11 protein-coding genes are annotated in these 13784 nt (G+C 44.6%); 2 read left to right on the plus strand and 9 right to left on the minus strand.

The features are described 5' to 3' along the window. Positions 1-222: 222 nt before the first annotated feature. The 7 genes from BWX39_RS01800 to dusB form a co-directional block, all read right to left on the minus strand. Entirely contained in the window at positions 223-672 is a 450-nt protein-coding gene (locus BWX39_RS01800) for a DUF4252 domain-containing protein (protein WP_028906034.1), read from the minus strand. A gap of 2 nt (positions 673-674) precedes the next feature. Further along, on the minus strand, positions 675-1166 hold the full coding sequence (locus tag BWX39_RS01805; protein ID WP_028906035.1) for a hypothetical protein: 492 nt from the start codon (positions 1164-1166) through the stop codon (positions 675-677). After that, a complete protein-coding gene (locus BWX39_RS01810; RefSeq protein ID WP_014709086.1) occupies positions 1166-1666 on the minus strand; it encodes an RNA polymerase sigma factor in 501 nt (166 codons plus the stop codon). The genes BWX39_RS01805 and BWX39_RS01810 overlap by 1 nt, the downstream gene beginning before the upstream one ends. A 23-nt stretch (positions 1667-1689) precedes the next feature. Continuing rightward, positions 1690-2190 (minus strand): DUF4252 domain-containing protein, encoded by a 501-nt coding sequence (locus BWX39_RS01815; RefSeq protein WP_028906036.1) that lies wholly within the window; start codon positions 2188-2190, stop codon positions 1690-1692. A 4-nt stretch (positions 2191-2194) separates the two neighbouring features. Beyond that, complete coding sequence (locus BWX39_RS01820; RefSeq protein ID WP_028906037.1) at positions 2195-2665, minus strand: DUF4252 domain-containing protein; 471 nt, start codon at positions 2663-2665, stop codon at positions 2195-2197. A 168-nt stretch (positions 2666-2833) separates the two neighbouring features. Next, positions 2834-3868, minus strand: coding sequence for a Holliday junction branch migration DNA helicase RuvB (gene ruvB / locus BWX39_RS01825; RefSeq protein WP_028906038.1), 1035 nt, complete (start codon positions 3866-3868; stop codon positions 2834-2836). 125 nt (positions 3869-3993) lie between these two features. Further along, entirely contained in the window at positions 3994-4965 is a 972-nt protein-coding gene (gene dusB, locus BWX39_RS01830) for a tRNA dihydrouridine synthase DusB (RefSeq protein WP_028906039.1), read from the minus strand. 239 nt (positions 4966-5204) lie between these two features. On the opposite strand from dusB, the gene BWX39_RS01835 reads away from it, so the two are divergent. After that, the gene (locus BWX39_RS01835; protein WP_028906040.1) at positions 5205-7139 is read left to right on the plus strand and encodes a leucine-rich repeat domain-containing protein; all 1935 of its coding nucleotides are present in this window, start codon (positions 5205-5207) and stop codon (positions 7137-7139) included. 550 nt (positions 7140-7689) lie between these two features. Here the strand turns inward: BWX39_RS01835 and BWX39_RS01840 are convergent. Beyond that, positions 7690-8610, minus strand: a complete 921-nt coding sequence (locus BWX39_RS01840; RefSeq protein WP_028906041.1) for a YitT family protein — start codon at positions 8608-8610, stop codon at positions 7690-7692. A 186-nt stretch (positions 8611-8796) separates the two neighbouring features. Beyond that, positions 8797-10683: a heavy metal translocating P-type ATPase gene (locus BWX39_RS01845; protein WP_028906042.1), complete on the minus strand. Its 1887-nt coding sequence runs from the start codon at positions 10681-10683 to the stop codon at positions 8797-8799. 349 nt (positions 10684-11032) lie between these two features. On the opposite strand from BWX39_RS01845, the gene pnp reads away from it, so the two are divergent. Further along, on the plus strand, positions 11033-13249 hold the full coding sequence (pnp, locus tag BWX39_RS01850) for a polyribonucleotide nucleotidyltransferase (protein ID WP_028906043.1): 2217 nt from the start codon (positions 11033-11035) through the stop codon (positions 13247-13249). Positions 13250-13784: the final 535 nt, after the last annotated feature.

The following is a 13784-nucleotide window of genomic DNA, read 5'->3' on the forward strand; positions in this document are numbered from 1 at the left end:
TTTTGCAATGCAAAACAGCCGCTTTTACCGTGCAAAACCTACGCTTTTGGAACGCAAAACAATAGGTTTTATAATACCTTAAAAATGAGATAGTTACACAATGGTAACGCTTGTGAAAAATATTTACACCTTTATTACCTTCTTTTTACTTATGCTATGAGAGGCGAAAGGGTAATTTACACCTGTTCTTAGGGAATTCATGGTGTCTTTAAAACGACAGCATCATTTTGCAATACCTTGAATTTCTTCCAACGATACACGTCCCAACAAGTTCACAATCGTAAGTTCGTCGCGTTCAACATTCAGCAGTACGTACTCGTTCTTGCCGTTCTGGTATTTCTTTTCGTATATCGTAACATCTTCGCCATTGCTTTTCGTTTTCATCACGACGGCGTACTTTGCTTGCTTGTAATAAGCGAATGCAGCATTTTTTATACTGTTGATGAGCGAAGGACGCTCGCATTCCAACACGTGAATATGGTCTAATCGCTTTGCAATGCGGCTTATGTCTTTGTTGCCCACTTGTACATTGCCCATCATTTTCAGCATTGTTGCCGAGATATAAGCCGTTGATATTCCTTCCTTATCGTCGTACTTGTCGAAGAATGCTTTCTGTGCGAAGGTACAATTGAAAGTAAAACCGAATAGCAAAAGTAGTAATATCTTCTTCATTTCTATTTGTCTGTTGATTGTTTTGTTATGTTATTGATTGATTCCAACCCCTTGTTGAGCGATACGGAGAACTTGGTGAGTGCCTTGTTTGCTGTGGCATAAGCATCTTCGGGGTTATCGTAAGTGTCTGTCTTCTCGATATCCGACAACTGTTTTCCTTCGTGTTTATCGACAAAAACACCTACTGCCAGCAATATCAATATACTGGCTGCAATGCCTACCACCCAACGCAAGCCTGCCTTGCGTGCCGTTTTGCGCGCCGTAGACTCTACCGTGTTCCATTGATTTATTTGTCGTTCTATCTTGTTTTCCAAATCGAACGGCACTTCAATGGCAGCATTTTGCTGCAGCGCAAGGAACATTTCGGCTTCCTCGCGCAACTCCTCGTCTACCTCGTTGTTACAGAAGTACTCCGCAAGACGTTTTTCCTCGGTTTCATCGGTCAATCCGTTGTAAAACCGCTCCAATAGTTTCTTTGTTTCCTTCGTTTCCATTATCGCTTTATTTCCTTTATTCTTTCTCTTATTTTCTTTCGTGCCCTACTCAGAACAGAACGTAGATTGACTTCCGTAAGTCCTGTTTCGGCACTGATTTCTTCGTATGTCCGCCCTTCCACATCACGCATAAGCATCACCTTTCCTTGCGGGTCGGGCAGCGCAAGTATCATTGCTCTGATGCGTTGCCATTGGTCTTGCGCGTCAATGCGTTCGCTTAGGTTCTCGGTTGCTTTGTGTTGCATTTCGCTAACGTCCCGTTCGGCTTCATCAATGTGCTTTGTACGTTTTATATCGTAGAATATTCGGCGCAACGTCATAATGCTGTAAGCCTCTGGGTTGTCGATGTCGGCAAGCTGATGGCGACGTGTCCAGAGTCGCAGAAAGGTTTCCTGCACGAGGTCTTCGGCAGCCTGCGTATTGCCCGTCAGACGCCATGCCACCACATAAAGTCTGCGATGGCACGGCAAGAAGATTGCTTTGAACTGCGAGGCTTCCATTTATAACTGTTTCGTGAGTGTGTTTACTTCTTCTTTTTCTTGCTTTGGCTATTGATAATCTCGCTGAGCTTGCCCAATGGGATTTTACCTTTCACCAATACAAGGGAGCAGTCGGAGCCTTCAGCATCAATGACAACAAGTTCGCGAACTACGCCATGCTTCATCTTAATCTGAACACTTGAAAAGCCATCTTTCTTGTTCTGCCTGACAAGTTCGTGGTAGTTTCTGTTGTTTATGCGCTTTGCCCGTGTCCAAAAGTTTCTTTTCACATCGTCTGAACATCGGTAAAGGTCTAACGTCTTTACCGATTTGATGCACTTCAGCATAGCCTGCGCATCTTCGTCGCTATCTTTTATAAAGGTCTTGGCAAACGCAAACAACAGCTTTCCTACGTGGCTGTACTCTGCATGCTTGGCGTTTTTAAATGTCGCCATTAGGCTATGCACGTCCTCGCCCACTCGTTGGCTGGCACTTACGGTGCTCGTGCTTAGAACAAGAACAAATATAAAAAGTAGCTTTCTCATATTCTTACTTTGATGTTGCACTATCTATGATGCCATCAATGTCTTTCGGAGCGATGTTGCCATCTATTACTACAAAGGCGCATTCGTCCTCTTCTACGGCGTAGATAACTATACGTTTGATAACTTCATCGGTACCTTGCGTCATAATTCTGACCTTTGAACCTTCCGAATTCACTTTTACCATTTCGTCGTAGCCCTTCCAATTGAAGGCTTCCACTGCCTTTTGAAATTCTTCCTTTGTAGCTTTGGTAGCTTCTTCGAGCGACAATACGCGCAGATGGTCTATCTTATCTACCCAATTTTGTGCATCTTTATTGCCCGAAGCCTTTAAGCCAAGAGCCAGCAATTCTTTAGGAACGTCTACCAATTCTACGTTTTCGTGATTTTTGAACTGCTCAAAAATGCTTTCAACGTTTTGTGCTTTAGCAACCATACTTACTGCCAAGAGGGCAAGTGAAATGAATAATGTTCTCATAATCGTATTCTTTTAAAGAGTTTTTAATTTGTTTGTATTGGTATAGACGTAAGTTGTTGCGATTTTGTGGCAAAGAAAACAAGAAAAAATACTTTTTATTTGATTTTTTCTTTATTGCAGTTTAGAGAAGTCGTACTTGAGGTACCGCACGGGCACCTCAAGCCATTGTTATTCAAAGAGCGAAGGTTCGCCTACCGCCGAACCGCGCATTGTCTTGCCAAGATGTTCGTAAGCCAACTCTGTTGCCATACGTCCGCGTGGCGTTCGCTTGATGAATCCTTCCATAATAAGATAAGGTTCGTAAACCTCTTCCAGCGTTCCTGCATCTTCGCCGATAGCCGTTGCAATGGTAGAAACGCCGACAGGGCCTCCACGAAACTTGTCGATAATGGTCAGAAGTATCTTGTTGTCTATCTCGTCAAGGCCGTATTTGTCGATATTCAGCGATTGCAACGACGACTGTGCGATAGCGTGGTCGATGGTTCCGTTGCCTTTTACCTGTGCGAAATCGCGTACACGACGCAGCAAGGCATTGCAAATACGGGGCGTACCGCGTGAGCGTCGGGCTATTTCAACGGCAGCATCGCCTTCAATAGGCACCTTCAACAGGTTGGCAGAACGCTTTATAATGCGACTCAAAGTTTCGGGCGCATAATACTCTAAATGCAGATTAATGCCAAAACGAGCACGCAAAGGAGCCGTTAAAAGTCCGCTGCGAGTAGTCGCTCCAACGAGTGTAAACGGATTTAAGTCTATCTGAATAGAGCGTGCTGAAGGACCTTTGTCTATCATAATGTCGATTCGATAGTCCTCCATTGCCGAATAAAGGTATTCTTCAACAACGGGAGAAAGGCGGTGAATTTCGTCAATGAACAGCACATCGTTGGGTTCGAGCGATGTAAGAATACCTGCCAAATCGCCCGGTTTATCGAGTACAGGACCCGAAGTAATCTTAAAACCGACGCCCAACTCATTGGCAATAATGTTGCTCAACGTGGTTTTTCCCAGTCCCGGAGGCCCGTGAAGCAACGTGTGGTCGAGTGGTTCGCCACGATATTTGGCAGCTTCAACAAACACCCGAAGGTTCTCTACCACCTTGTCTTGCCCGCTGAAGTCGTCGAACTTCGGCGGTCGCAGTGCGTTTTCAAATTCCTTTTCGGCTGTTGTAAATCGCTCTTCTCTTATATCGAAATCTTCATTCATACCTTCTTTCGTCTGTCTTTATCACGAATAAATAGACTTGTAGTTTGCAAAGATAGCCAATAAAAACGAGAAACGAAGTGGGTTCCTCCATAAAACATTTAACGTTTTCGGTGGCTGTATTCACGTCAAAGTGTCCGCAAACGTTCTCTGCAATTCTCCAAAATACCGATGAGTTCGTCCATTTTGTTAGCTCGAAGCATCGCAATTCGTGTTTGCTTGAAATCAGGAACACCTTTGAAAATGGGCGACGCAGCAAGGTGTCGGCGGGTATGCAATATGCCTCTATACTCGTCAATCTTCTCTACATTGATGCGCAACATCTCTTCCAAAATGTCGATTTTATCGTCCAAAGTAAGTTTTTGGGTATCTGGAGCATCGGTTTCGCTAAACAACCATGGGCAGCCAAAGGTTGCTCTGCCTATCATTACGGCATCTACGCCATAGCTGTCGAAACGCTTTTGCGCATCGGAAACGCTGGTTACATCGCCATTTCCTATTATCGGAATGTGTATGCGTGGATTTTTTTTCACTTCACCTATAAGCGTCCAGTCGGCTTCACCTGTGTACATCTGTGCGCGGGTGCGACCGTGGATAGTCAATGCCTGTACTCCACAGTCCTGAAGTTGTTCGGCAAGGTCGGTTATAATAAGGTTGTTATCGTCCCAACCCAAGCGTGTTTTCACCGTAACGGGCGTGTTTACAGCCTTCACAACCTCGCGTGTTATCTCCAATAGCAACGGTATGTTCTTCAACATACCCGAACCTGCCCCTTTATTGGCTACCTTCTTCACGGGACAACCAAAGTTTATGTCGATTACATCGGGCTTTACCTGCTCTACTATCTTGGCAGCCTCAACCATCGATTCAACATCTTTTCCATATATCTGAATACCTACAGGGCGTTCCTCTTCGTCAATAACAATCTTGTTGAGTGTCGATTTTATACTACGTATGACTGCATCTGCCGACACAAACTCTGTATAGACCATTGCCGCACCGAAGCGTTTGCACATTTTACGGAAGCCTATATCGGTTACATCTTCCATCGGTGCCAAGAACAAAGGACGTTCTCCAAAATCTATCGTTCCTATTTTCATACTGCAAAGATACTGCTTTTTATTTGAACTACAAGCGTTAAAATGCACTCACAAAAACAGTAGAAGTCAACCAAAAGTCGCTACAGACTTTCCTGAAACCCCAAAAACGCACAATAAACTTCGTGTTTTACCTTGGTTATTCGTACCTTTGCAACTACCAACAATCAACTAAACAGATAAATCAATTAATTGATTATTTCAATATTTATAGTCGAACAATTTTAAAACATCACATCATTATGAAAAAAGTCTATTTAACTTTTGTGTTCCTAATCGTGGGTATTCTCACATCGTTTGCCCAAAGTGCTGGCTGGATATTCCAACCTGGCAGTGAAGGACCTTGGTTTGAAAAGGAAATCGAACAAGGAAAACCAATGGAGTATTACGATTATGGCGGCCCCGAAAAAGGTATGCGAGGCAACTATGCTTACACCCTTCAACGTCTGAAACCAAGAAATTCAGACTCGCATATTACCATTATATTCGAGAAAATAGAGTTCGGCGAAGAAGACGAACTTCGCATTTACAACGGATTAATCGAGCTTTCTTGCGAAAAAGACCCCGACAGTGGCGACTATTTGTGGGGTTGGGCAAAGCAAGAACCGCTCAAAATAATCAAGGGAACACCTGAAAATCTGCCCATCAGAATAAGTTCAACCGCTGCCGATGGCGGTCTTTCGGTTGGTTGCTATGCTGCTACCACTATGCCAGGGTGGAAAGCGATGGTTTATTGCGTGAAGAACGGAGACCCCGAACCAAGCATTGAGACTCCCGAAGATAAGCCAAACTTCACCTTAAGGGTAGACCCGAACGCAAAGATTGAATACGACGAAGATGGCGAACCTAAGCCAATCTATCTGTATTTAGAGATGAAGGGCATCAAAGACAACCAGAACATTCAGATAGAACAGGACGGACAGAAGAACGACTACACGCTGAACAAGAAGGTTACCAACTCTATACAGTTGGAAGTAGAGCCTAACGACGTCATTAAAGTGTACGCCGACTTAGCTGCCTTCAAGGCACAAGCAGGCAAGTTGGTAACTTGTGAGTTAGGAAAGAACGTCCACCTGGAAACCCTTGACCTTATGATGAACAAGATTACGGAGCTCGATTTGTCTCAACTTCCTAAGCTTCGCGAACTTGCCATCACCGATAACCGACTGACAACCATCGACCTTAGCAAGCTTCCTGAACTGGAAGAGTTCTATGGCAGCTACAACAAGGTGGGCAAATTAGATATAAAAATGAACCCCGAGCTTGAAGTATTGGCGTGCGCTGGTATGGGATTGACAGAATTAGACCTCAGCAAGAACCATAAGCTCGAAAACATTACGGCAGGAAACAACGACTATACCACATTCCCCGATTTAAGCAACAAACCTTATTTGAAGTGGATTGATATGGAAGATTGTGGCATGAAGGAACTTGACGTAACAAAGTTCCCTAAGCTGAAATTCCTCGATTTATCGGGCAATCAGCTTACAAACATCGACCTTTCAAAGAATCCTTTGCTCCGCAAACTCGACTTGGACAACAACCAACTCGATGCTTGTACCATTAACGACATTCTCTTCACAATTCCAAAGGCTAAGAAAGACGATGAGGCAGTATTGCTGATAAAAGGCAATACAGGCTCGGCTACCTGCGACAATGCACTGTTGGAGGGCAAGAACTGGAAGATGAACGTTACAGGCGATGGCTCTGGCTGCAACACAGTGCGCCTGCGCTTCGAGGAAAATACGCAAGGTTCTTTCAAGACAATCGTTGAAGAAAAGAATGTTCCTGAATGGACACCTATCGAAAAAGGCAAGGACGTGAAGATTGAAGCTACACCAATTTCAGGTTATAAGTTTGTAAAGGCAATGCTCGACGGCAAGGACATTACTGGCAACACGTTTAAAATCAACCAATATGGCGTTTTAGCAGCCGTGTTCGATGTTGACAACGGCATTCACAACGCTCAGGCGGAAGCCGTGAAAGTGGTACGCCACAACGGCAACATCGTTGTTATGGGCTTGCAAGCCGAAAAGAACTACAACATCTACGATGCATCTGGTAAGCTGCTTAGCACAGGTCTTACCGATGCAAACGGCGAAGCTACCGTATCTTTGCCAGCAGGACACATTATTATAATACGACAAGGCAACCTTGCTATTAAGGTTATGCAATAATCAAAACATTGTTTCAACAACAATCAACCGTTTTTTCAAGCGCGTGCGTCAGACTATTCTTTGGCGCACGCACTTTTCTTTTTCTGCGCACATAGAGTTCTCTTTCTTATCTTTGTTATAGGCTCGGGAACGTTTCCTTTGTACTTTGCAACTTTATCTTCTCAAGTTTTGTGTTGTATTTATCGTTCTTAAGAATGTGACAAATCACACCCTTACAAGGCTTTCCCCAATATTTTATTTTGTAAAAACAGCACATTGGCAAATTACTTACATGTAAATAATTCTTTTTCAACGTGTAAGTAAATATTTCTTTACGTGTAAATAAATATTTTTCTACACGTAAAGAATTTGGCAAATAAAAGTTTTGATGGGTAGAACTGCCTTTAAACAAAGCCAAAGGGCGTAGTTGTTATGCTGTGAAATAAGGAAAATGTACGGTTCGTTATTGGGGACTGAAGCGTATAAGGATAAGCTTGTGTAAGTGTTTTAGTACAAAAAACGGGTGTGTCAAGTTCTGTTTTTGACACACCTGCTTGTTTTATTTCGTTTCTTAAGCGATTGTTCCGCTGTTGCTTTTTGCTGTTTTGCTCTTTACTTTGAACTTGTCGAAGCCGTGCCCGAATACACTCATTACCTGACTTTGCGTTACAAAGGCGTGTGGGTCGATATCGTTGATGAGGTGGTAGAGCATTCTGGCTTCTCGCTGGCGTGTAACAACCAATACCACTTTCGTGTTTTGTCCGCTGTAATAGCCGTGCGCATCTATCGTCGTGCAACCACGATGGGGTGGCGTTTCTGTAATCTGCTTGCATATTTCTTCGTATCGTTCCGAGATAATAAGGAACTGAACAGACCGCCTGCCTGCATTTACAACTTGGTCTAACACGAACGACACAATGGCCAAGCAAAGGTAACCATAGATTACACGCTCCCAATCTTTCAGCACTACATAACTTAATGTAACGATAGAGGTATCGACCAAGATAAGCACACGGCCGAGAGAGATGTCGTGATATTTATTAACGATGGCTGCTACAATGTCGGAACCGCCCGAACTACCGTTGTATGAGAGGCAGAAACCTAAGCCTAAGCCGCAGAACAGCGAACCTATGAGGGCAACCATAAACGGCTGGTCGTTCAAGATAGTAGGGTTTGGGAAAGCCTCGCGCATAAATCCTACCGCGAAAGTCATAACCAATACGCCGTAGATAGTTTTAACACAGAACCGCCAACCAAGTGTCTTGAGGGCGAACGACAAAAGAAGAGCGTTCATAACGAAGTAGGTAACAGATACCTTAATATCCCATGCCCAAAACAAAATAGACGACAAACCTGCCACGCCACCTGTACTGATGTTGTTGGGTAGTAGGAAGATGGTCCAACCAATGCTATACGAGATACACCCGATAGCAATCATAATGTAATCTACGATTTCACGATAAAGTACCTTTTTTGTAATTGTAATCCCCATTGAATAAGTCTATTTATTTTTTGCAAAAGTACTTATTTATATCGAACAAAGCGATTTTTGCGATATAAAAAATGCCTTCATAAAGCATAAATAGCAATATGAAGGCACTTAATTACAGTTTTGTTTCTATTTATTATCTTGTTTTTTGTGTTGGCATATTGTTTTCTCGAGATAGGTGCGAACTACTTATTTTACCCTTAAAGCGCGGGTAGCATTGAGCACGGCAAGCACCATTACGCCCACATCGGCAAACACTGCCATTCCCATTGTTGCGACGCCGACGGTAGAAAGTGCAAGCACTGCCACCTTAATACCGATGGCAAACACTGCGTTCTGGCGCGCTATGCCGATAGTACGACGAGAAATACCGATGGCTTTGGCTATTTTTGAAGGTTTGTCGTCCATTAAAACGACGTCGGCAGCCTCAATTGCAGCATCGCTTCCGAGTGCTCCCATCGCTATGCCGATGTCGGCACGAGCCAATACGGGGGCGTCGTTTATGCCGTCGCCGACAAAGGCGAGTGTGCCGTCGGCAGGCTTTTCGCCCAGCAAGCGTTCTACATACGCCACCTTGTCGGCAGGCATCAGCTCGCTGTAATGCTCGTCTATGCTCAGTTGTTCAGCTACAAACGCAGCCACTTCCTTGCGGTCGCCCGTCAGCATTACGGTTTTTTCTATGCCCGCTTTCTTCAGTGCGGCAATCGCAGGTGCAGCATCTGATTTTATTTGGTCGGATATTACGATGTGTCCGGCATGTTCTCCGTCCAACGCAACATATATCGTAGTGCCTTTAAGGTGTTGGCATTTTTCGCAAGTTGCTATCGTTGCACCGATTGACTCCATCATTTTCGCATTGCCGACACACACTTTTTTACCGTTGATTTCGGCAAAAATACCTTGCCCGGCAACTTCTTTCGTGTTTTCTATCTTACATTCGCACGACGTTCCCTTGTGGGCATTGCGCAGTGCTGCCGCAATGGGGTGGTTGGAATACTGCTCCACGTGGGCAGCAAGATGCAGGAGTTCTTGTTCCGAAAGTTCGTTCGGGTGAACGGCTTCGACCTCGAAAACGCCGTGTGTAAGCGTACCCGTCTTGTCGAATACAATTGTTTTGGCACGGGCTAATGCTTCCATATAGTTGCCACCTTTTATAAGAATGCCGACGTGTCCTGCACCACCAATACCGCAGAAGAACGACAACGGAATAGAGATAACCAAGGCACAAGGACAACTTACAATAAGGAAAGTAAGCGCACGGTAGAGCCAAGTAGACAGCGCATCGCTGTAGCTTGCTGCAAAAAATGGCGGAATGAACGCTAAAAAGAGGGCTGAAATAACCACGATTGGTGTGTAAACACGTGCAAAACGACGAATAAACGATTCGCTTTTCGACTTGCTTTCGCTCGCTTCTTCTACCAAATTCAATATCCTTGATGCGGTAGAATTGCTGAAAGTCTTGCTCACTTTCACCTTCAACAAGCCCGAAATATTCACACAACCCGACACAACAGCATCGCCAAGCGTTACATCTTTGGGTATGCTTTCGCCTGTCAGGGCTACCGTATTCAAACTTGAGCTGCCCTCAACGACCTCGCCATCGAGTGGAATCTTTTCGCCTGGCTTCACCAAAACCACCTCGCCAACGGCAACGGTAGCGGGGTTTACCACAATGGTTTCGCCGTTTCTTTCCACATTTGCCGTATCAGGGCGTATATCCATAAGGTCGGAAATGGAGTCTCGCGTCTTGTCTTCGGCGTAGTGTTCAAACAGTTCGCCCACTTGGAAGAACAGCATAACGAAGACACCTTCCAAGAATTGCGGTTCTCCGTTGGGCAAAAAGCCGACCACGAAGGCACCTATTGTGGCAACAGACATAAGGAAATTCTCGTCGAAAGGGTTGCCCTCCATAATTCCTTCCACCGCTTCGCCCAACACATCGTAGCTGATAAGCAAGTAAGGAATAAGGTAAACAACAAGCATTTGCCACGTTGGCAAATTGCAATTGCGCTCTACAATCCATGCCAACAATAGCAGCACGGACGTAAGAATGATTCTTATAACTTTTTTCTTCATCGCTTTTTATGTTTTGTTACTGATTTCGATGCAAAGGTAAACAAAAGGTTGCGCAACCAAGTTGCAAAGTTGCCGTGCGCTCATCGAATTGGAATGAGAAAGTCCAACGAATCGTACATAAATGCCTATCGATTAGGGTGAAATGGCTGAAAAACAAGTTAAAGCAAAAAATAAATGGACTTTTATTCGTCTGTTCAGCAATTAATCCTTAATTTTGTGCGATTTTAAAAAGTTATGCGGAATAAGTAAACGCTTCACAAGGCAAAACTATAATTGTTCTTTTGCCTTTTTGTGGTCTTTACTTTTCCTTATGATGTTAGGTCAAAACAATAAGTATTTTAAATTTTAGATGAACGTAATTACGAAAACTCTTCAATTGGCTGATGGAAGAAACATCACAATTGAAACTGGAAAGGTTGCAAAGCAAGCCGATGGCGCGGCAGTAATCAGAATGGGAAACACCGTGCTCCTCGCAACAGTTTGTGCAGCCAAAGAGGCAGTTCCAGGTACAGACTTTATGCCTTTGCAAGTAGATTATCGCGAGCAGTATGCTGCCGCAGGCCGCTTCCCTGGTGGTTTCACAAAGCGCGAAGGCAAAGCCAACGACGACGAAATTCTCACATCGCGTCTTGTAGACCGTGTGCTTCGTCCTCTTTTCCCTTCAGATTATCACACAGAAGTGTTCGTTACAGTAATGCTTCTTTCAGCTGACGGCGTTGATATGCCCGATGCTTTGGCAGGATTTGCAGCATCGGTAGCTATGCAATGCTCGGATATTCCTATCGAACACCCAATCTCTGAAGTGCGTGTAGCACGTGTAAACGGAGAATATATCATCGACCCAACCTTCGAACAAATGGAGGAAGCCGATATGGATATTATGGTTGGTGCCACCAAGGACAACATTATGATGGTGGAGGGCGAAATGGACGAGGTGTCAGAACAAGACCTTATCAATGCCCTCAAGGCAGCGCACGACGCTATCAAGCCTATGTGCGAAATACAGGAAGAACTTGCAAAGGAACTCGGTACAGACGTTAAGCGCGAATATTGCGACGAAGTGAATGACGAAGAGCTCCGCGAGCAGGTGAAGAAAGAAACGTATGATGCTTGCTATGCACAGGCACAGAGTGGCGACAACGACAAGAAGCACCGCGAAGAAGTTTACGACAAGATTAAGTCGGACTTCATTGAACGCTACGATGCAGCACATACCGACCTTTCGGAAGACGACCTCGAGGAAAAACACGCACAGATTGAACGTTACTACGCTGATGTACAGCGCGACTCAATGCGCCGCAGCGTTCTTGATACAGGTAAGCGCATGGACGGCCGTGCATGCGATGAAATTCGCCCAATATGGTGCGAAGTAGACCCACTTCCTATGCCTCACGGAAGCGCATACTTCCAACGTGGCGAAACATTGGCACTCGCTACTTGTACATTGGGTACGAAGTTGGACGAGAAGATGGTAGACAACGTGCTCGACAAGAGCTACCAACGTTTCCTTCTTCATTATAATTTCCCTCCTTTCTGTACGGGCGAGGCAAAGGCGCAACGTGGTGTTGGCCGTCGCGAAATTGGTCATGGACACTTGGCTTGGCGCGGTTTGAAGGGCATGATACCAGAAGATTTCCCTTACACAGTGCGCCTTGTAAGTCAGGTGTTGGAGTCTAACGGCTCTTCTTCTATGGCTACCGTATGCTCTGGAACACTTGCTTTGATGGACGCTGGTGTGCCTATCAAGAAGCCTGTATCGGGTATTGCAATGGGCTTGATTAAGAATCCAGGTGAAGAAAAGTATGCCGTACTGAGCGATATTCTTGGCGACGAGGACCACTTGGGCGATATGGACTTCAAGACAACAGGTACTCGCGACGGTATTACAGCGACACAGATGGATATTAAGTGCGACGGACTTTCGTTTGAAATCCTCGAGAAGGCACTTATGCAGGCAAAACAAGCTCGCGAATACATTCTCGGCAAGATAGTAGAAACCATTTCTGAACCACGCGAGGAGATGAAACCACAGGTTCCACGTATTGAAGCACTCGAAATTCCAAAAGAATTTATCGGTGCTATCATCGGTCCTGGCGGTAAGATTATCCAGCAGATGCAGGAAGAAAGCGGTGCTACCATCACCATAGACGAGGTTGATGGCGTTGGTAAAATCCAAGTTTCTGCACCTAACAAGAGTGCTATCAACGCAGCAATGGGCAAGATTAAGTCGATTGTTGCTGTACCAGAAATCGGTGAGGTTTACGAAGGAACAGTTCGTTCTATTATGCCTTACGGTTGCTTTGTTGAGATTATGCCAGGCAAGGACGGCTTGCTCCATATTTCAGAAATCGACTGGAAGCGTCTCGAAACTGTTGAAGAAGCAGGCATTAAGGAAGGCGACAAACTTCAGGTTAAGCTCCTCGACATCGACCCTAAGACTGGTAAGTACAAGCTTTCACGCCGTTGCTTACTCGAAAAACCTGAAGGCTATGTAGAGCCACAGCGTCGTCCACGTGCCGACAGAGGCGAACGCCGCCCACGTCGCGACGACAACCACCGTTCATAATCGTAGGAACGACAACCATGTTGTGGTTCCAATCCTACTTGACGGACTATTTAACGATTGATTTTAGATAGTTTACATAACTCCAAGTCCCGCAAACTCAAAACGAGTTTGCGGGATTTTTGTTTCTTGCCCTACACGTGAGTTCAGCATAAGAAAGCAGGATAAGCAAGCAATCGTATAAGTATTCTTTCGGTAAGCCTCATAATAAAATAGTGAGAGATTTTCAATCTAACTTTGTAAAGATTATTTTGTTAAAAAGTGATAACTGCGCTTTGACATTGCGAAAGCGGCTCTTTTGCAATGCAAAACCTACGCTTTTACCGTGCAAAACAGCCGCTTTTGGAATGCAAAACAATAGGTTTTGTAATGCATTGATGAACAGATGGTTAGACGATAGTCGCTCTTGTGAAAAATATTTACACTTTTATTATCTTCTTTCCGTTCATAAAACAACTCGTGTTAATCTACCGAAAGCCCGATGAAACCGTAGACTTTTGCATATAAAAGCTATGAGATGGTTAGGTTATTGAACAAG

Source organism: Prevotella intermedia ATCC 25611 = DSM 20706 (assembly GCF_001953955.1).
Classification (GTDB): Bacteria; Bacteroidota; Bacteroidia; order Bacteroidales; family Bacteroidaceae; genus Prevotella; species Prevotella intermedia.